Here is a 19,827-nt window from a genome sequence, read left to right as displayed (position 1 = left end):
CAGACACAAAGGAACGTTTGACGTGACACCGTTGTCCTTGAGTGCCTACACGGCCACCACCTGCCTGGGCGTGGGCCTTGACGCCCACCGCCTCGCTCTGCGCAACCAGCGCAGCGGCCTTCGCCCCTGCGCCTTCGAAACCGTGCAACTGCCCACCTGGGTGGGCGAAGTGGAAAGCGTTGATGCCCAGGCACTGCCCACCCCACTGGCCGCCTACGACTGCCGCAACCATCGTCTGGCGCAGATGGGCCTGCTGGCCGACGGATTCGACACCCAGGTGCGCGCCGCCATCGGGCGCCATGGCGCGCAACGGGTTGGCGTGTTCATGGGTACCAGCACCTCGGGCATCCTGCAGACAGAGCTGGCCTACCGCGAGCGCGACCCCCACAACGGTGCCCTGCCGCCAGGCTTCCGCTACGACACGACGCACAACCCCTTCTCGCTGGCGGCCTTCGTGCGCGACTGGTTCGGTCTGCAGGGCATGGCGATGACGGTGTCCACCGCCTGCTCGTCCAGCGCCAAGGTATTTGCCGCAGCGGCACGGCACCTGGCCCTGGGCACCATCGACGCGGCCATCGTCGGCGGTGTTGATTCGCTGTGCCTGACCACGCTGTACGGCTTTGCCTCGCTGCAGCTCACGTCAGACGAACCCTGCCGCCCTTACGACGGCGGACGCAAGGGCATCTCGGTGGCCGAGGGCGCGGCCTTTGCGCTGCTGGAGCGTCCCGCAGACAACCCCACCGATGCCATCCACCTGCTGGGCGTGGGTGAGTCGAGCGACGCGTACCACATGTCTTCACCCCACCCCGAAGGGCTGGGCGCGCGCCTGGCCATGGAGGCGGCGCTGCGCTCTGCCGGCCTGCAACCCGGCGACATCGGTTACATCAACCTGCACGGCACAGCCACACCCGCCAACGACGCAGCCGAAGGCCTGGCCGTGGCCAGCCTTTTCGGGAAGGGCGTGCCGTGCTCGTCCACCAAAGGTGCCACGGGCCACACGCTGGGTGCCGCTGGCGCGGTCGAGGCCGTTTTCTGCGCGCTGGCCTTGACGGACAGCCTGCTGCCCGGCAGCCCCGGCACCCGCGAACTGGACCCGGCACTGACACTGGACTACCGCATCCAGGCCCAGACTGGCCAGCCACTCACGCGCGCGCTGACCAACTCTTTCGGTTTCGGCGGCAGCAACTGCAGCCTCATCCTCGGAAAAGCCTCATGAACACGCCCTTGCAAGCCTGGATCGAAGGCATCGGACTCATTGCCCCTGGGCTGCCCAGCTGGGACACCGCCCGCGCGGTGCTGCAAGGAGAGGGTGCCTGGGAAATGACCCCCTCGGCACTGCCCGCCCCCGACCTGCTGCCCGCCGCCGAGCGTCGCCGCGCCAGCCGCGTGGTGAAGCTGGCCCTTGCCCTGGGGGTGCAAGCCGCTGGCCAACGTGATCTGACCACACTGGCCACGGTGTTTTCCTCTTCCGGCGCCGACGGACACAATTGCCACGCCCTGTGCGAACAACTGGCCGGAGAAGACCGCCACATCTCACCCACGCGTTTCCACAACTCGGTGCACAACGCCGCCGCAGGCTACTGGGGCATCGCCAGCCGCTCCATGGAGCCCTGCCAGGTACTGTGCGCCTACGACGCCAGTTTCGGCGCCGGGCTGCTGGACGCGCTCGCGCAGGTCGCCACTACGCAGCGCCCGGTGCTGCTGGTGGCCTACGACAGTGAGTACCCAGAGCCCCTGCATGCTGCGCGGCCCGTGCCCGACTGCGCCGGCGTGGCGCTGCTGCTGACGCCGCAGGCGACTGATGGCGCGCAGGCGCACATTGCCCTGGCCGTGTCCAGCCAGACGCCACAACCGCTGCGCCACGCCGCGCTGGAACCCTTGCGCCAAGCCATTCCCGCGCTGCGCTGCCTGCCCATGCTGGAGCAACTCGCGTCAGGGCAGGCGGGCACCGTGCACATCGCCCACCTGCCCGGCATGCCGTTGGCCATCAAGGTCACGCCATGCTGAACCACGACTGGATCGCCTCGCGCATCCCGCATCAGGGCAACATGTGCCTGCTGAGCAAGGTGCTGGAATGGTCACCGGAACACGTCGTGTGCGAAGCCACCAGCCACACGGCGGCAGACCACCCATTGCGCGCCAACGGACAGCTGAGCACCGTGCATGGCATCGAGTACGCGGCACAGGCCATGGCGGTGCACGGCGCGCTGCTTGCGGGCAGCAGCGAGCGGCCGCGCGCAGGCTACCTGGCCAGCGTGCGCGGTGTGAACATGCCCGTACCGCGACTGGACACCTGCAACGGCCCGCTGCGCGTGACGGCACAACGTCTGTCGGGCGACGCTTTGCGCGTGCTGTACGGCTTCGACATCTTTCACGAACAACGCCTGCTGTTGCAAGGCCGCGCGGCCGTGGTGCTGGACGCAGACGCACTGGAGCCCAAGCCATGAACATATCCACCCTCAAACGCGCTCTGGTCACTGGCGGCAGTGGCGGCATTGGCGCAGCCATCTGCCAACGTCTGGCTGCCGACGGCCACCACGTGCTGGTGCACGCCAACCGCTCCCCTGAACGCGCCACTGACGTGGTGGCCGCCATCGTCCGCGAAGGCGGCAGCGCCGAGGTGGTGGTGTTCGACGTGACCGACCGGCAAGCCTGCGCCGTGGCGCTGGAAGCCCTGCTGGAACAGGGTGCGGTGCAGATCCTCGTCAATAACGCGGGCATTCACGACGACGCGGTGTTTCCAGGCATGACGCCCGCACAGTGGGACAACGTGATCGACGTGTCACTCAACGGCTTCTTCAACGTCACGCAACCGCTGACGCTGCCCATGCTGCGCAAACGCTGGGGCCGCATTGTCAACATCTCGTCGGTGGCGGCGGTGGCAGGCAACCGGGGGCAAGTCAACTATGCGGCGGCCAAGGGCGCGTTGCATGCGGCCAGCAAGTCACTGGCGCTGGAGCTGGCCAGCCGGGGCGTGACGGTGAACGTGGTGGCACCGGGCATCATTGAAACCGGCATGATCGAAGGCAGCTTCGACGCCGACGCCATCAAGCGCATGGTGCCCATGCAGCGCGCGGGCCAACCCACAGAAGTGGCCGAACTCGTGGCCTTCCTCGCGTCCGACAAGGCGGCCTACATCAGCGGGCAGGTCATCTCCATCAACGGCGCGATGATCTGAGGGCGACGGCTCAGCGCCCCGCCTCCAGCGCCAGGGCCGCGCCCTCGCTGGTCTGCGCACGGCGCAGGCGAGGCTCCACCATGGGCACCGTCAGCATGGTGCTGGCCACCGCCATCAACAGCAGCGCGGTGAAGGTGTCGCTGGTGATAACGCCTTTGTCGAGCAGGATGTTGGCGAAGATGATCATGATCAGCGCCTTGGTCTGCAGCAGCCAGCCGATCACCGCGGCATCCCCTCTGGGCCAGCCCAGCCAACGCCCAGCCAGTTGGACCCCCAACAGCTTGCCGCCCACGGAGGCGGCCAGCAGCAAACCCGCCACCAGGAACACGGCCGCGCCACCCACCGCCCAATCGGTACGCAAGCCGGTGGACAGGAAGAACACCGGCATCAACACCAGCAACACGTGATGGCGCAGCTGGTCCAGCCGCTCTTGATCGAACCACTCGGCGTCCATCACCGCGCCCGCCAGGAAGGCCCCCACCATGAAGTGCAGCCCCGACCAGTCGGCCCCAAAGGCGCATACGGCCAGCCAGATCAGGCTCACGGCCCAGCGGTCGGCCGCTGGCAGGCGGCGCATGAGGCGTCGAAAGGCCCATGCAACCCCCGCGAAAGCCACCAGAAACACTGCCTGCCTGCCGACACGCTGCCAGTCCATCAGGATCAGCGCCAGCACGCCCCAGATGGCGATGTCGTCCAGGCTGGCGTAGCGCAGGATGCGCTGGCCCAGCGGCTGCCGCAGGATGCCCAGCTTCTCCATCAGCAGAATGAGGATGGGCAGGGCTGTGACGGCGCAGGCCATGCCCACGCCCAGCACGAACTGCCAGGGCGTGGCGTTCGCGCCCACCCACCCGACCGGCCCCAGCAACAGCAGGGCGGCCGCACACCCCAGCAGCAAGGGCGTGCCCAGGGCCAGCCCGGCAGTGATGCCGCTTTCGCGCCGGTGCTGCCAAGCCTGCCGCAAGTCCAGCTCCACGCCAGCGATCATCACAAACAGCATGACCGCCCACCAGGCAATGCCGTTGAGTGCCTGGATCACCGGCGGCGCAAAGACGGTGTGGTAAGCCTCGGGCCAGGCCTGGCCCAGCACGCCGGGCCCCAGCAGAATGCCCGCAACGATCTGCACCACCACCAGCGGCGCGAGGTAATCACAGCGGGTCAGGCGCCAGAACAGCCAGGGCACGGTGAAGATCACCATCATGGCGATCAGGAACAGTTCCGTGGTGTTCACCGCCTCCCCCCTTTGGCCAGACGGCGCGCCAGCAGAACGGGCAGGCGCCACAGGAAACCCAGGAACAGGCGGGTATGCATCCAGGTGAGCAGGGTGTTGTCACGCAGGTAGCGAAAGTGCGACACCCCGCCCTCTTCCGGCGCGAAGTAACGCACTGGCGCGTCCAGGTTCACCGGGTGCACACCCGCCCAGCACAGGCGCACCACGGCCTCGGGGTCGAAGTCGAAGCGGCGCATGAAGCGCGTGCGCTGCATGACGCGAACCAATGGCGCGATGGGGTAGACGCGAAAACCGTAGAGTGAATCACCAATGCCCATGCCCAGCGTTTCCAGATTGGCCCAGGCATTGGACACCTTGCGGCCATTCACGCGCAACGCGGGCGCTTCTGGCCCGAACACCGGCTTGCCCAGCACCATCGCATCGGGGGCCGCTTGCGAAGCCGCCATGAACTCACCGATCAAGTGCGCCGGGTGCTGCCCGTCGGCGTCCATGGTAAGCGCATGGGTGTACCCCGCCTGCGCCGCCTGGGTGATGCCTTCCAGCACCGCAGCCCCTTTACCCTGGTTGCGCTCCAGCACGATGACGCGCAACTGCGGGTCCTGCTGCGCCAGCGTCTGCAACGCGGCGGTGGAGCCGTCGGTGCTGCCGTCCACCACGACCCACACGGGGCTCCACTGCTCGCGGGCGGCACGCACGGTTTCCAGCACCCTGGTGCCTGGGTTGTAACTGGGGATGAGGACTAGATGGGTGGTCGATGGGTTCATGACAGGCATCATCGTTGCGGGTGGCCAACCTCGCTCTGGAAATAGGCCTGAAGCTGGCGGGTGAAACCGGGCACGTCCTGGGGGGGCTCGAAGCGGCGGCCCAGCCGGATGCTCACCCTCAGCGGCAGCACCGGTCGGCGCCATATGGGCCAGTCCTTGCCCAGATAAGGTGTGGAAAATTCAATGACCAGTGCCTGCACCGGCACCCCCGCACGCGACGCGATGAGACCAGCACTCTGCAGAAAGTCATCCACGGGAAAATGCCGGGTACGCGTGCCTTCGGGAAACAGCAGCACCTGGGCCCCCTGATCCAGCTCACGGCGACAGCGCAGCAGCAGCCCAAGCACGTTGTCGTTGCGCACGTATCGCGCCAGCCGCGCTGCTGCACCGAACAGCAGGTTGTCCATCAGGCTGGCCTTCATCACGCACACGGCGTTCGGCAGGTAGGCCAGCACCAGGACCGCATCAAGCAGCGAGGGGTGGTTGGCCACCACGACCATCGGCCCCTGGCGATGCAAGCCTTCCAGCCCCTTAAGGTCGAAGTGACAGGCACACAGCGTGCGCAGGATGACCAGGTAGCCGCGAAAGCCCCACGCGATAACCCGCCGCCCGATCCAGCGGCCGGGCCTCGCTGGCAGCACCCGCTGCATCAACAGGGCAACGGGCAGCCAGCTCAGGCAGATCAAGGCCAGGGAACCCAGGCCGATGACCATGGCCACACACTCGTACACCACCCAGAGAAGGCGACGCTTTTCGGCTGTGGCGCGGCTGGGCTTCATCAGGCATCGGCCATGGCGCAAATACCCATGGACTCGATCTCGACCAGCAGGTCGGCGCGGCACACATCGGCCAGCACGAACTCGGTGTGGGCGCCGGGCAGCAGAAGAGCCAGTGCCTCGCGCACCCGTACCTCGTCGTCTGCGTGGCGCAGGTACACGCGGTGTTCCAGCGTCTTCAAGGAAAAGCGCTGTGAACCGGCTGCCAGATTGGCCTGATCCACCACGCATGCCAGGTTGCGCACAGTCTCGTGGCACTGCGCCACCACGTCGCCTTGGTGCAATGTTTCATGCCCCACGATGCTGGCAGTGCCAGAAATGAACAGGATGTCCTGCCCCGGGGGCCGCACCAGCACAGCACGGGAGAACGTGGGCGCGCGCGGGCCATAGATGCCTGGGTAGTGGTAAGCGCTGACCTGGCGCGGGTTCTCGATGGGCTGCGGCGCCTGCAGGCCTGCCAGGAAGGCAATCGACAACGGCCCGCCATCCTGCCAGCCCAGGGCGCAGGCCGCAGGCACCTGGCCGGTGGTGCCGCGCTGCATGCGCTCAAACGCCTGATGGCGTCCCAGGTTGAACTGGCGGTAACGCTCCAGCCCGTGCGATTCGGCGTTGATGCCACCGACGTAGTTCCACACGCGCCACAGGTGCGGTACGCGCTGCTCGTGCATCAGCCGGAACAGCCGCTCGTAGGCCAGGCGACTGGCAACCTGCAAGGGGGTCTCCCCCTCAACCACGGCCATGGCCTGCTCGTCCAGCTCGATCACTCCGTACAGGCAACTGGCGTTTCGCCGCCAATGAATGCCTTCGAAACGCCCTTCCTGGACGGGGCCGTCACTCAGCCAGCACTCCTGCAACGAAGCTGTTCGGCCCAGCCGACGCCCGCGCAGGTGCTGCAAGGGCCAGTCCGTCTGGCCGCCCGCCCCGGGGTTGAGCACGCTGCCCCCCAGCACGCCCGCCGCGTACACAGGTGCAGGCTGGCCCTGCCAATAGGCGTAACGCAACCCCATCACGCGTTGTACAGGGCCGGGTCGTCGACCTTGCGGATGTTGAAGCGCCGCCGCCGCCAGGCTTGCCATGCACGCACGGGCTGCGCGGCATTGGCCAGGTAGTACAGCACCTTGAACATCCACAGCGAGCGCCAGATGGGCGTCTTGCCGAAGATGTCGCCCGCGAGCACCGAGAGCAGCGCCTCCTTCACGCGGAACACGTTCTTCGGGTGCATGAAGAAGTCCCGCATGATGGGGTTGGTGACCCGGTAGATGAACCAGGAAAACTCGCGGGGGCCGCGGCGCATCTCAAGGTCAAAACGCTTCAGCGCCGCCGTGCGGCGGGCGGGATCTCGCAGGCACGTGTCAATGGTGTCCGCGCCGACGACAGCACCGTGCATGGCCAGCCAGACACCGGAGGAAAACACCGGGTCCACAAAGGCGAACGCGTCCCCCAGCATCAGATAGTTCTGCCCATGGTTGCGCGCCGACGTGTACGAAAAGTTGCCCGTGGCTTCGATTTCATTGACCAGGCTGGCCTGGCTAAGCCGCTGCGCCAGGGCCGGGCAGGTGGCGATGTTGTCCATCAGGAACTGCTGCAGGCTGCGCGCACCCTTGGTCTTTATGTGGTACGGCCAGGTCACCATACCCACGCTGGTGGTGCCGTCGTGCAGCGGGATGAACCAGAACCACCCGTGATCGAACCAGAAGATGCTGATGTTGCCCTCGGCATCGCCTGGGTTGCGCTGCGCGTGGGCGAAGTGCCCGTAGACAGCGGAACTGTTGTGACTGGGGTTGCGCTCCTTGATGCGAAAGCGGTTGGACAGAAAAGTGTCCCGCCCTGACGCATCGACCAGGAACCGGGCGCGCCAGCAGGTCTGGGTGCCATCGTCACGCTCGGCCAGCACTTCCACGCCGCCATCCGGCAGGAAGTCCACCGAACGCGCCTTGCACCCCTCGTGAACCAGCGCACCGCATTTTTCGGCGTTGCGAATCAGGATTTCGTCGAACTCGGCACGGCGCACCTGGTAAGCGTGCGGCATGGACTTGTCCCAGGCGTCTGCAAACTGAAAGGTCTGCACATGGCTGTGGTGCGGCGACACAAACTCGGCCCCAGGCTTGTACATGCCGATAGCACGCACCTGATCGGCCACCCCCAGCCGCTCAAGCAGCGGCAGGTTGGCTGGCAGCAACGACTCGCCTATGTGAAAACGCGGGTGGCGGGCTTTTTCCAGCAGCACCACGCTGTGCCCCTTGTCGGCCAGCAGCGATGCGGCTGTGGAGCCCGCCGGCCCCCCCCCGATGACCAGCACGTCGCAGGATTGCGCCGCCGGCTTCTTGTTTGTTGTGTCCATGCTTGCAAGCCTTGCCCCCCGGGTTACGGCAGGCGCACCAGGCTGAAATGGTGAAACTGACGCGAAATTGTAAGTGCAGCCCCGCTGGGGCTGGTGCCGCCGCGACGAAGATAAAAAAAGCCCGCTGGGAGGAACCGAGCGGGCTTGTGGGCATCACCGCCAAAGCGGTGCGGCAAGCATCACTTCGCAGCCAGACGCTGCTCCATGCGTGCCTTGGTCTCCACCAGTTCTTGCGGCAGGTGGTAGGCCAGGGTCTGGAACAGCTCCTCGTGCAGCTTGAGTTCCTGTTCCCAGTCGGTGGGGTTCATGTCCGTGATCGTGGCGAACTGCTCACGGCTGAAGTCCAGGCCGCTCCACTCGATCTCTTCGTAGTTGGGGCTGATGCCGAAGACGTTGTCGTGGCCCTGGGTCTTGCCCTCAATGCGGTCGAGCATCCACTTCAGCACGCGCATGTTGTCGCCGTAGCCCGGCCACACGAACTTGCCGTCAGCGCCCTTGCGGAACCAGTTCACGCAGAAGATGCGCGGCAGGCTGTGGCCGGACTCTTCCAGCTTGTGCTCCATGTCGAGCCAGTGCTGGAAGTAGTCGCTCATGTTGTAGCCACAGAAGGGCAGCATGGCGAACGGGTCGCGGCGCACCACGCCTTGCGCGCCAAAGGCGGCGGCGGTGGTTTCGGAGCCCATGGTGGCGGCCATGTACACGCCTTCCATCCAGGTGCGGGCCTCGGTCACCAGCGGCACGGTGGTGGAGCGGCGGCCGCCGAAGATGAAGGCGTCGATGGCCACGCCAGCAGGGTTGTCCCACTGGTCGTCCAACGCGGGGTTGTTGGTGGCGGCCACGGTGAAGCGGGCATTGGGGTGCGCTGCCTTGCGGCCGGCCTTGCCGTCTTCGGGCGTCCAGTCCTTGCCCTGCCAGTCGATGGCGTGGGCAGGCGCGTCGCCCATGCCTTCCCACCACACGTCACCGTCGTCGGTGAGCGCCACGTTCGTGAAGATCACGTCGCGGTCCAGGCTGCGCATGCAGTTGGGGTTGGTCAGCGTGTTGGTGCCGGGTGCCACGCCAAAGTAACCCGCCTCGGGGTTGATGGCATAGAGCTTGCCATCGGCGTGCGGCTTGATCCAGGCGATGTCATCACCAATGGTGGTGACCTTCCAGCCGTTGAAGCCCGACGGCGGGATCAGCATGGCGAAGTTGGTCTTGCCGCAGGCGCTGGGGAAGGCGGCGGCCACGTGGTACTTCTTGCCCTCGGGGTTGGTCACGCCCAGAATGAGCATGTGCTCGGCCAGCCAGCCCTGGTCACGCCCCATGGTGGAGGCGATGCGCAGCGCCAGGCACTTCTTGCCCAGCAGGGCGTTGCCGCCGTAGCCGGAGCCGTAAGACCAGATCTCGCGCGTTTCGGGGTAGTGCACGATGTACTTGGTGGTGGGATTGCAGGGCCAGGCCACGTCCTGCTGGCCGGCCTGGAGCGGAGCGCCCACGGTGTGCACGCAGGGCACGTACTCGCCGTCCACACCCAGCACGTCGTACACGGCCTTGCCCATGCGGGTCATGATCTTCATGTTCGTGACCACGTAGGGGCTGTCGCTCAGCTCCACGCCGATCTGGGCAATGTGCGAGCCCAGCGGCCCCATGCTGAAGGGGATCACGTACATCGTGCGGCCCGCCATGCAGCCGTCGAACAACGGGTTCAGGGTGGCGCGCATCTCGGCCGGGGCCATCCAGTTGTTGGTGGGGCCAGCGTCTTCCTGCTTTTCCGAGCAGATGAAGGTGCGGTCTTCCACGCGCGCCACGTCGGACGGGTCGGACCAGGCCAGGTAGGAATTGGGGCGCTTGGCGGGGTTGAGGCGCTTGAGGGTGCCCGCCTGGACCATTTGGTCGCACAGGCGGTTGTACTCCTCGTCGGTGCCGTCGCACCAGTGGATGGCAGCGGGCTTGCACAGCGCGGCCATTTCTGCCACCCAGGCAATCAGCCTGGCGTTCTTCACGTAAGCGGGGGCGTTGATGGTCAAGCCCTGCATCACGGGTGAATTCATGGGGTCAGCTCCGAAAGTTGAGAAAGTGGATGTGGAGAGACCTCGCGAAGGCAAATTTCTCTCCATATCCCTTTCTCTGCCAAGGGACTGCTGAGGTTGGCTGGATCGGCGCCCGTGAAGGACTGCTGGGGGTAGGAAGCAGCGCGGCGCTGGGGTCCGCGGCGGGTGGGCCCGGACCCAGCCGCGTGTCGGCCAGGGTGGCGTATTTTAAAAAAGCAGCGCCAGAGTTACCAGAGGGTTACATGCAAAATCCGCATAACCCTATGAGCAAATGTCAGGCGGTGCGGGTCGGCATCACGTGCACCCAGTCGCAATCCACCTCCACACCCAGGCGCTGCCCCGGGGAAAGCTGCTGGCGCACGGGGCCAGAGAGGGTCAATTGCAGCTTCACGCCGGGCAGCGCCTCCAGCGCCAGGGTGGCCAGCGAGATGTCACCTAGGTGACGCCATTCCGCCAGCCTGACGCAAAGCAGCCGGTCGCCCTGGGGGCAGGGCTGGTCCAACGGCAAAGGCGCATCGGTGCGCACATGCAGCCCGTCGCCCTGTATCACCCAGGTCACGGCCTGCCCAACGTCCAGGCGCTTCTTGTCTCGCACCTTCAGCCGCAGGCTGGCACCCACAGGCGCACCGGACGTGGCCGGGGCCGCCAGCCACTCCAGCCAGCCCACGCCGGGTTCGTCCGCCGGGCCCAGCCAACGGCCGTGAAAACGGTTCTGAATGCCCACCAGGTCGGCCACCCGGGCGTTGCGCGGCGAGCGGTACAGCGTGGCGGGTGCCCCTTGCTGCAGCACCTGGCCGCCATCCATGACGACCAGCGTGTCGGCCAGCAGGCGGGCTTCGTGCAGGTCGTGCGTCACCAGCACGATGGGAATGGTCAGCTCTTCGCGCAACTGCGCCAGCAAGCGGTACAGGCCCTGGCGGCTCATCTGGTCCACGGCGGAGAACGGCTCGTCCAGCAGCAGCAGCGCCGGTTCGCGCGCCAACGCCCGGGCCACGGCCACGCGTTGCTGCTGCCCGCCGGAAAGCGCCGCCGGGCGGCGTTGCTGCTGCTCGGGCAGCAAGCCCACGTGGTCCAGCCAGCGGGCCGCCCGCGCCAAACGTTCGCCACTCGGCAGGTGCAGCAGGGGCAGGGCCACGTTCTCCAAGGCCGACAGGTGCGGCATCAGCGCGTAGTTCTGGAACACCATGCCCACGTGCCTGCGGTGCGGCGGCAACCACAGGCTGGCTTCGGTGTCGCACCACAGCTCGCCCCCCACCTGTACGCGGCCCTGTTGCGGGCGCATCAGCCCGGCCAGCACGCGCAGCATGGAAGTCTTGCCCGCGCCGGACGGGCCCACCAGCGCCAGCATCTCCCCGGCCTGGCAGGAGAAAGCGCCACGCAAGGGCATGGGGTGAGTCTGCTCGACGCTGACCTGCAACGCCGGGGAAAGGTTGGCCGCCGTCATCGCCGCACCGCCAGCCGCGCCGAGGCGAAGAAGGACGCCGCCACCGCCCCCAGCGACAACACCAGCAGCAACAGCGCCATGCGGTCTGCGGCAGCCAGATCAAAAGCCTGCACCCGGTCGTAGATGGCAATGGCGATGGTGCGCGTTTCACCGGGAATGCTGCCGCCCACCATCAGCACCACGCCGAACTCACCCAGCGTGTGCACGAAGGTGAGCACCATGGCCGACAGCACGCCCGGCCAGGCCAGGGGCAGTTCCACCCGCCAGAAGGTCTGCCACGGCCCCAGGCCGCTGACGGTGGCCGCCTCGATAAGGTTGCGCGGGATGGCCTCGAACGCGCGCTGAATAGGCTGCACCATGAAGGGCACGTTGAACAGCACCGAAGCCACCACCAGCCCGGCGAAGGTGAAGGTCAGCTTCAGGCCCAGTGCCTGTTCCAGCCACGCCCCCAGCGGCGACGCGCCGCCCCAGGCCACCAGCAGGTAGTAGCCCAGCACCGTGGGCGGCAACACCAGGGGCAGCACCACCACCGCTTCGATCCAGGCCTTGCCGCGCACGCCCGACCACGCCAGCCACCGCCCCAGCCACAACCCGGCAGGCAGCAGCACCGCCAGGGTCACGGCGGCCAGTTCGACCGACAACAGCAGGGCACTCCAGTCCATGTGGCGATTGTCCCCGGCTCAGGGTTTCGGCATGACGAAGCCGTAGCGCGCCATCACCGCTTGCGCGCCTGGGGTGCCCAGGTAGGTGTAGAACGCCTGTGCAGCAGGCGGTGCGTTGCGCATCAGCACCATGCGCTGCGCCAGCGGCTGGTGCCACGCCTGCGGAATCAGGGCGAAGTCGCCCAGCCGTGCCACCTGCGGCGCCAGAACCAGCGAATACGCCACGATGCCTCCCTGGGTGGAGCCGGACGTGGCGAACTGCGCCGCCTGCGAGATGTTCTCGCCAAACACCAGCCGGGGCGCGATGGCCTGCCACAGGCCCGCGTGCTCCAGCGCCTCCTTGGCACGCGCGCCGTAGGGGGCATGCTCGGGGTTGGCAATGGCGAACTTCTGCAGCCGCCCGTCCTTCATCGCTGCGGCCAGATCGCGCAGTTCACCATCCGCCTTCAGCGGCGAGCCCTTGGGCACCAGGATGCCGATGCGCCCGTAGGCGTAAAGCCGCCCCCGGTCCTGGGTCTTGCCCGCATCCGCCAGCTTGAAGACAAAACCCTCGTCAGCCGACATGAAAAGATGGAACGGCGCCCCCTGCAGTATCTGGGCGTAGAAGTTGCCCGAGGAGCCGAAGACCAGGCGCAGCCTGTGGCCGCTTTCCTGCTCAAAAAGGGCGGCCAACTCTTCCAGCGCGAACTTCAGGTCAGACGCGGCGGCCACGGTGGCCACCGGCTGGGCCTGGGCCAGGGCGGCAGACACCCCCCACCCCAGCGCAGCCAGCAGCGCCCGGCGGCGCGGCCAGGCGGACAAGGGAGGATTCGATCGTTTGACAGCAGCAACAGCCATGCCGCAAGCATAGCGAAGCTCAGCCCGCCAGGGCACGCCCAAAGAAAAAGCCGGCCACCGATGGGGTGCCGGCTTGTCGGCTGCTGGCCGCGGCGTGATCAGGCCATCGTCACGGCGATGAAGGCCAGCAGGAACATCAGGATGCCGCCAGCCAGGGGCAGCACCCAGGGGATGTAACCCACGATGGCTTCTGCGGGATCGGCGTCGTGCTGCTCGGTCTGAGGGGCGTGAGACATGGAATCTGCTCCTGGAGGGTTCGTCGAATTCGAGAAATGGCCTTGATTTTAATCAAACCGCGTCAGCTTCGAAACCATCGGCCCGCAACACCCGCAAAACCTGCTGCACATGCGCTGGCCCGCGCGTCTGCAGCACCAGCTCCAGTTCCACGTTCTGGGCCGCCAGCAGGGTGAAGGCGCGCTGGTGGTGCACCTCGCTGATGTTGGCCCCCGCCTCACTCACCAGCGTGGCCACGCGTGCCAGGTTGCCCGGCACGTCGCGCGCGCTCACCTTGATGCGCGTCAGCCTGCCCGCACGCACCATGCCGCGCTCGATGATGGAGGCCAGCAGCAGCGGGTCGATGTTGCCACCGCACAGCACCAGCCCCACCTTCCTGCCCCGGAAGCGCTCGGGCTGGCGCAGCAGCGCCGCCAGACCCACCGCCCCCGCCCCTTCCACCAGGGTCTTTTCGATCTCCAGCAGCATCACGATGGCCTGTTCGATCTCGCCCTCGTCCACCAGCAGCCAGTCGGCCACATGCCGCCGCACGATCTCCAGCGGCAAGGTGCCCGGAGTGCCCACCGCAATACCCTCGGCGATGGTGTTGCGCCCCTGCGGCCAGTGGCTGCCAGTCACCGCGTTGACCATGGCGGGAAAGCGCAAGGCCTGCACCCCCACCACCCCGATGCCCGGCTTGATCGCCTGCGCCGCCACGCTGATGCCGCCGATCAGCCCGCCGCCGCCCGTGGCAATCACCAGCGTTTCCAGGTCCGGCTGCTCGTCCAGCATCTCCAGCGCAATGGTGCCCTGCCCCGCCACGATGGCCGGGTCATCGTAGGGGTGCACGAAGGTCAAGCCGTCGCGCTCGGCCAGTTCGTAGGCGTGGGCACGCGCCTCCTCCAGAGTGTCGCCCACCAGCAGCACCTCGGCGCCAAAGCCTTGCGTGCGCTCCACCTTCACGCCGGGGGTGAAGCGCGGCATCACGATCACCGCACGCAGGCCCAACCGCTGCGCGTGGTAAGCCACGCCCTGCGCGTGGTTGCCCGCCGACATGGCCACCACGCCGCGGGCGCGCTCCTCGGGGGTGAGCTGTCTGAGTTTGTTGCATGCCCCCCGTTCCTTGAACGAAGCGGTGTACTGCAGGTTCTCGAACTTCAGGAACACCTGTGCGCCGGTGATCTGCGACAGCGTGCGCGATTCCACGCAAGGTGTGCGCAATACCTGCCCCTGCAGGCGTAGCGCAGCCTGTTCGATGTCATGCAATGTGATCATGCCGCCATTGTGGCGGGCTGCTGCGACTTGACAAGAGGATTGCCGCTCGCCGGGCACCCCTTCCCACTTGCACCAAGCTGGGTTATGGTTCGCCCCACATGGCCGACCCGCACCCGCGGGCCGGGGCTCTCACAGGAGGCGTCAACGGATGGTCAGGCGATCGAGTCCGTCGAAGTCCCAGGGGCAGCTGCTGCGCGAACCCCTGGCGGTTCCTGCGCCCGAACGCGGCGACACGCGTGACGGGCGCCGGCCGAGCTATGCCCCGAGCCAGCTGCTGGTGCCCTCCGGCGTGCGCGATGCCCCGCTGCTGGACCTGATGTGCTCGCACTTCGTGCTCACGCTCGCCGCCCGCCAGGGCCCGCGCTTCAACCTGCGGCGCGACCTCAACACCCTGCTCTCACTGGCCGGCCGCCACCTGGTCTGGCCCATGACGGTGTTGCGCCGCCTGCGCGGCTTTCTGGAGCAGCGCTGCCGCGACAACGAACTCTGGGACGGGCAGGCACGCCTGAGCCACACCGGCTTCCTGGAACGGTTCGGCGTCTGGCTGGGCCCCTACGAAGAAGGCACCCTGTTCTTCCACCTGGACGAATACGCCAAGGAAGCCCCCAAGGACGTGCTGGCGGTGCTGGCGGCCACCGGCGACTGGCTTTCCCGCGCGCTGGACCAGCGGCGCACCCTGGTGGAGGAAAACATCGACGCCCTGGCCAGCCTGTTGCAACTCAACCGCGCCGAACGGGCCCTGCTGCTCTACGGCACACTGGCACGCTACCAGCGCGACCTGCGCAACCTGCTGGTCGAGTTCAAGGTGAACAATGCCCCCGAAGCCTACGCCGCGCTGGCCGACGTGGCCGGGGTGGACCCGGCCCAGCTGGGCGAGGCGCTGCGCGCGGGCTCACGGCTGGAGCGCATTGGCCTGGTGGAAAACCTGCTGTCGGAACACAACATCACCGACCTGGCCGACCTGATGAAGGTGAGCGAGCGCCTGCCCCCCGTGCTGATGCGTGAATACCGCGACCGCAACGAACTGATGGCCGTGTTCACCCGCCCGGCCGTGCGGTCGTCACTCACCTTGGGCGACTTCGACTTTGTGCATGAGGATGCCCAGGTGCTGCGCGACCTGCTGAGCGAAGCCGTGGCCCGGCGCGAACCTGGCGTGAACGTGCTGATCTATGGCCCGCCCGGCACCGGCAAGACGGAACTGGCGCGCGTGGTCACCCAGGCCGCCGGGCTGGAACTGTTTGAAGTGGAGTACGCCGACCGCGACGGCCACTCGCTCAGCGGACGCGACCGCTACCGTTCGCTGCAGATCGCGCAGGTCTTCCTCAAGGGCACGGCGGGCTCGGCGCTGCTGTTCGACGAGGTGGAAGACGTGTTCCCCCCCGCGCCGGCCGAATTTCTGGGCACACAGCCGCGCGGCCCCCTGGGCAGCCACAGCCAGAGCATCAGCGGCAAGGCCTGGGTGAACCAGGTGCTGGAGAACAACCCCGTGCCCACACTGTGGATCACCAACCGCATCGAGCAGATCGACCCGGCCTTTCGCCGCCGTTTTGCCTACCACCTGGAACTCAAGAGCCCCCCGCCCGGCGCGCGCGAGCAACTGGTGCGCAAGGCGCTGGAAGGCGCCCCAGTGTCCGATGGCATGGTCGCGCGCCTGACGCAACGCCAGGGCCTGACACCCGCGCAGATCAGCACCGCGCTGCGTTTTGCCCGCCTCGTGGCGCCCGCGCAAGGGGACAGCGGTAGCTACGATGCCCTGATGGAACGCCAGCTGCGCCAGGCCGACCAGGCCCTGGGCCGGCGCAACCACCCGCAAACCCGGCTGTCGCCGCTGGCCTATGGCCTGCAATGGCTCAACATCGAGTCACGCCACGACTTGCCGCGCATGCTGGAGGCGCTGCGTGCGCGCGGACACGGCACCCTGTGCTTCCACGGCCCCCCCGGCACCGGCAAGACCGCCCTGGCCGAGCACCTGGCCGACGCGCTGGAGCGCCCGCTGATGATCCGCCAGGCCAGCGACCTGATGAGCAAGTACGTGGGTGAAACCGAACAGAACATGGCCGCCATGTTCGCCGAGGCCGAAGCCGAACACGCCGTGCTGCTGCTGGACGAAGCCGACAGCTTCCTGCTCGACCGGCGCGATGCCCACCGCCACCACGAAATCTCGGAAGTCAACGAGATGCTGCAGGGCATGGAACGCTACCGGGGCATCTTCGTGTGCACCACCAACCTGATGGACCGGCTAGACGCCGCCGCGCTGCGCCGCTTCACCTTCAAGATCGCCTTCAAGCCCTTGCGGCCGGAGCAACGCGAGGCCCTGCTTTCCAGCGAAACGCTGGGCCACGCTGACGCCACCTTGCCCGCCGACGTCCTGCGCCGCCTGCACCGGCTAGACCAGCTCTGCCTGGGCGACTTCGCCGCCGTGAAGCGCCAGTGCGAGATCCTGCAGGAGACACTGAGCCCCGAATCCTTCGTGGAGCAGCTGGAGGCGGAACACCGCGTCAAGCCTGGGGCGCAAGGGCAGCGGCCGGTGGGCTTCCTGTGACCCCCGCATCCTGCGCCATCGCCCACCGCAGGAACGGCTCCACCGGCACCGGCTTGCTCCAGAAGTAGCCCTGCCCCACGTCGCAGTGCAGCTGGCGCAGCGCCGCCAGCACGGCTTCGTCTTCCACGCCTTCCGCCACCACCGACAGGCCCAGGTTGTGGGCCAGCTCCACGGTCGAGCGCACGATCTTGGCGTCGTTCGGGTCGGCCGTCATGCCCATGACGAAGGACTTGTCGATCTTGAGTTCGTCCACCGGCAGGCGCTTGAGGTAGGCCAGCGACGAGTAGCCCGTACCGAAGTCGTCGATGGAGAGCTTGAAACCCGCGTCGGACAGCGCCTGCAGCGTGTGCTGGGCGCGCTGCGGGTCGTCCATGATCGCGCTTTCGGTGATCTCCAGACACACACCGTGGGTGGGCACGGCGTGGCGCGCCAGCAGCTCGCGCAGGCGCGCGGGGAACTCCGCGTCCATCAGGTCACGGGTGGACAGGTTGACCGCCACCACTCGTGGCTGCCCTGGCGTCTGGAGCGCGGCCCACTGGCTCACCACCTGCTCCATCACCCACCAGGTCAGCTCGCGGATGAAGCCGGTCTGCTCGGCAAACGGAATGAATTCACCGGGGGGCACCAACCCACGCTCCGGGTGCTGCCAGCGCAGCAGCGCCTCGGCACCCACCAGGCGGCCGTCCGCCACCGCGCACTTGGGTTGCAGGTACAGGCGCAGCTCGTCCTGCGCCAAGGCGCGGCGCAGGTCGCTCAGCAACGACAGCGTCTGCGCGCTGGCGGCATCCAGCTCGGGCGAATACGCCAGCACGCCACAGGTGCGCCGCTTGGCGGCGTGCATGGCCACCTGGGCACGGGCCACCAGGGTCTCGGCGTCGCCTCCGTCGGCCGGCCAGCAGGCCAGCCCAATGCTCACCCCCAGGTCAACGGTCTGCCCGTCCAGCGTGAAAGACGTGGCAAAGGCTTCCAGCAGACGCTGCGCCAGGTCCTGCGCCTGCTGCGCGCTGCCCGGCTGCATGAGCACGGCAAACTCATCGCCGCCAATGCGCGCCACGCGGTGCCCAGCATCGAACAGTTCGCCCGCCAGCCGATGGGCCACGGCACGCAACAGGGCATCGCCCTGTGCAAACCCCAGCACCTCGTTGACGTGCTTGAAACGGTCCAGGCTGAGCACCACCACGGCGGCGCTGTCGCACACGTCGCCGGTCACGCGCTGCACCCAGTCGATGAAGCTGCGCCGGTTGGGCAGGCCGGTCAACGTGTCCTCGTAGGCCAGGTGCAGGATCTCGCGCCGCTGCCTGGCCAGGCTCTGGCGCATGGTGTCGAACCCTTGCGCCAGGCGGCCCACCTCGTCCCGGTAGGCCCCGGCCTCGATCTGCACGTCAAAACGCCCTTCCCTGAGCACCTCTGCCGCCGTTTCCAACTGCCGCAAGGGGCGGGTCACCCGCCGCAGCGCAGCCCAGCCAGCCATGCCGAACATCAGCAAGCCCAAGACGGTGATGAGACCCAGCGCCCATTGCAGGCGCCGGAAAGGCGCCATCACTTCGGCGGAAGAACGCATCAGCACCGTGCGCACCTGCCCGCCCTGCGCCTCCAGCAGCACCTGCCGCACGGCATGCGGCTCGCCGTCGATCTCCACCTCCGGCACCTGGCCGGATGACGCGAGCAGCGCCAGCATGGGCAGCGCAGCGTCAGGCAGGCTGCTGGCCACGGTCTGGGGAGCTTCGCCACGCACGCTGGCCAACACCGCCATGCGGACCGACAGCAGTTCACGCATGTCGTCGATCATGCCCTGGTCGATGGGGAAACCCATCAGCAACCACCCCAGGGGCTTGTCAGGCCGCACCGGCACCAGCACGAACTGGAAAGGCGCGCCGTCCACCAGAATCAGGCCATCGCCCCGCTTCTGGCGGATCAGGCTGCGGGCAATGCCTCGCAGGCCTTCTGCCAACGAACCGGTGTCTTCCTGGTGTGCCGTGGCGGCACGCCCGGTGTCCACCTCGGCCGCATGGGGCGACAGCCCCGTTCCCATCTGGGGATAGGACGCCGACTTCAGCCACAGCAGGAACAGCTCGTCGTACTCCTGCGTGGCGCTCAGGCGCAACTGGTTGTCGAACAACGCGGTAATGCGGGCGCCAAAGCGCTCGGCATTGGTGTTGAGCGCGGAACGGGTGCCTGCCAGGTCGTTCTGCGCCAGGGTGGAGAGAAAACGGTAGTCCGACGCCAGCAGCTGCGCCCCTTCGCGCAGCCTGCGCGTGTCGCGTGCCAGCTGGTCGCGCCAGACTCTTTCGCTCAAAGCCAGCTCGTGCTCCATCTGGGCCCGTGCCTGCCCCTTGATGGTGGTGCGCACGCTCCAGAACACCAGGGCTTGCACACCCAGCAACAGCAGCACGACAATGCCCAGCAACCGCGCCGTCAGGCCCAGCTGATACCACCATTGCCGGACCCAGGCACGGACGAAGAGCAGCCGCGATCCCGCCGCAACCAGGAATCGCCCTGCAAATCCCTGGTTGAAAACTTTCACGATTCCGTTT

General features: G+C 67.3%; 17 protein-coding genes. 5 read left to right on the top strand and 12 right to left on the bottom strand.

All coding sequences use genetic code 11. The annotated features are described in order from the left end of the window. The first annotated feature begins 22 nt into the window (after positions 1-22). The 4 genes from ACYVHH_RS07095 to fabG are packed head-to-tail and all read left to right on the top strand — an operon-like array spanning position 23 to position 3,178. Positions 23-1,216 (top strand): beta-ketoacyl-[acyl-carrier-protein] synthase family protein, encoded by a 1,194-nt coding sequence (locus ACYVHH_RS07095; RefSeq protein ID WP_460564435.1) that lies wholly within the window; start codon positions 23-25, stop codon positions 1,214-1,216. Further along, on the top strand, positions 1,213-2,007 hold the full coding sequence (locus ACYVHH_RS07090) for a beta-ketoacyl synthase chain length factor (RefSeq protein WP_460564434.1): 795 nt from the start codon (positions 1,213-1,215) through the stop codon (positions 2,005-2,007). The genes ACYVHH_RS07095 and ACYVHH_RS07090 overlap by 4 nt, the downstream gene beginning before the upstream one ends. Next, positions 2,001-2,447, top strand: a complete 447-nt coding sequence (locus ACYVHH_RS07085) for a 3-hydroxylacyl-ACP dehydratase (RefSeq protein ID WP_460564433.1) — start codon at positions 2,001-2,003, stop codon at positions 2,445-2,447. The genes ACYVHH_RS07090 and ACYVHH_RS07085 overlap by 7 nt, the downstream gene beginning before the upstream one ends. Then, the gene (fabG, locus tag ACYVHH_RS07080; RefSeq protein ID WP_460564432.1) at positions 2,444-3,178 is read left to right on the top strand and encodes a 3-oxoacyl-ACP reductase FabG; all 735 of its coding nucleotides are present in this window, start codon (positions 2,444-2,446) and stop codon (positions 3,176-3,178) included. Before ACYVHH_RS07085 ends, fabG begins: the two co-directional genes overlap by 4 nt. 10 nt (positions 3,179-3,188) lie before the next feature. On the opposite strand, the gene ACYVHH_RS07075 is transcribed toward fabG, so the two are convergent. From ACYVHH_RS07075 to ACYVHH_RS07025, 11 genes are all read right to left on the bottom strand, one after another. Then, complete coding sequence (locus tag ACYVHH_RS07075; protein ID WP_460564431.1) at positions 3,189-4,406, bottom strand: cation:proton antiporter; 1,218 nt, start codon at positions 4,404-4,406, stop codon at positions 3,189-3,191. Beyond that, entirely contained in the window at positions 4,403-5,179 is a 777-nt protein-coding gene (locus tag ACYVHH_RS07070; protein WP_460564510.1) for a glycosyltransferase family 2 protein, read from the bottom strand. Before ACYVHH_RS07070 ends, ACYVHH_RS07075 begins: the two co-directional genes overlap by 4 nt. Further along, on the bottom strand, positions 5,179-5,949 hold the full coding sequence (locus ACYVHH_RS07065; protein WP_460564430.1) for a lysophospholipid acyltransferase family protein: 771 nt from the start codon (positions 5,947-5,949) through the stop codon (positions 5,179-5,181). Before ACYVHH_RS07065 ends, ACYVHH_RS07070 begins: the two co-directional genes overlap by 1 nt. After that, positions 5,949-6,953, bottom strand: coding sequence for a chorismate transformation enzyme, FkbO/Hyg5 family (locus ACYVHH_RS07060; protein WP_460564429.1), 1,005 nt, complete (start codon positions 6,951-6,953; stop codon positions 5,949-5,951). The genes ACYVHH_RS07065 and ACYVHH_RS07060 overlap by 1 nt, the downstream gene beginning before the upstream one ends. Further along, entirely contained in the window at positions 6,953-8,287 is a 1,335-nt protein-coding gene (locus ACYVHH_RS07055; protein ID WP_460564428.1) for an NAD(P)/FAD-dependent oxidoreductase, read from the bottom strand. Before ACYVHH_RS07055 ends, ACYVHH_RS07060 begins: the two co-directional genes overlap by 1 nt. Positions 8,288-8,466: 179 nt before the next feature. After that, positions 8,467-10,320 (bottom strand): phosphoenolpyruvate carboxykinase (GTP), encoded by a 1,854-nt coding sequence (locus ACYVHH_RS07050; protein WP_460564427.1) that lies wholly within the window; start codon positions 10,318-10,320, stop codon positions 8,467-8,469. A gap of 274 nt (positions 10,321-10,594) precedes the next feature. Further along, positions 10,595-11,764 carry an ABC transporter ATP-binding protein gene (locus ACYVHH_RS07045; RefSeq protein ID WP_460564426.1) on the bottom strand — a complete coding sequence of 390 codons (1,170 nt, stop codon included), beginning with the start codon at positions 11,762-11,764 and terminating at the stop codon, positions 10,595-10,597. Beyond that, positions 11,761-12,426, bottom strand: coding sequence for a molybdate ABC transporter permease subunit (modB, locus tag ACYVHH_RS07040; RefSeq protein WP_460564425.1), 666 nt, complete (start codon positions 12,424-12,426; stop codon positions 11,761-11,763). Before modB ends, ACYVHH_RS07045 begins: the two co-directional genes overlap by 4 nt. A gap of 18 nt (positions 12,427-12,444) precedes the next feature. Beyond that, a complete protein-coding gene (gene modA / locus ACYVHH_RS07035; RefSeq protein WP_460564424.1) occupies positions 12,445-13,227 on the bottom strand; it encodes a molybdate ABC transporter substrate-binding protein in 783 nt (260 codons plus the stop codon). Positions 13,228-13,361: 134 nt separating this feature from the next. Then, entirely contained in the window at positions 13,362-13,499 is a 138-nt protein-coding gene (locus ACYVHH_RS07030) for a hypothetical protein (RefSeq protein ID WP_460564423.1), read from the bottom strand. Positions 13,500-13,551: 52 nt separating this feature from the next. Beyond that, positions 13,552-14,751: a threonine ammonia-lyase gene (locus ACYVHH_RS07025; protein ID WP_460564422.1), complete on the bottom strand. Its 1,200-nt coding sequence runs from the start codon at positions 14,749-14,751 to the stop codon at positions 13,552-13,554. Positions 14,752-14,899: 148 nt separating this feature from the next. Here ACYVHH_RS07025 and ACYVHH_RS07020 point away from each other — a divergent pair, with 148 nt between their 5' ends. Further along, positions 14,900-17,293: an ATP-binding protein gene (locus ACYVHH_RS07020; protein ID WP_460564421.1), complete on the top strand. Its 2,394-nt coding sequence runs from the start codon at positions 14,900-14,902 to the stop codon at positions 17,291-17,293. Here ACYVHH_RS07020 and ACYVHH_RS07015 read toward each other — a convergent pair. Then, on the bottom strand, positions 17,250-19,817 hold the full coding sequence (locus ACYVHH_RS07015; protein ID WP_460564420.1) for a bifunctional diguanylate cyclase/phosphodiesterase: 2,568 nt from the start codon (positions 19,815-19,817) through the stop codon (positions 17,250-17,252). The genes ACYVHH_RS07020 and ACYVHH_RS07015 overlap by 44 nt on opposite strands. Between the last annotated feature and the right edge of the window lie 10 nt (positions 19,818-19,827).

Source organism: Hydrogenophaga aquatica, from assembly GCF_054780915.1.
Note: the sequence above shows the minus strand (reverse complement) of the source record. Positions and strands in the feature narration are given on the sequence as shown.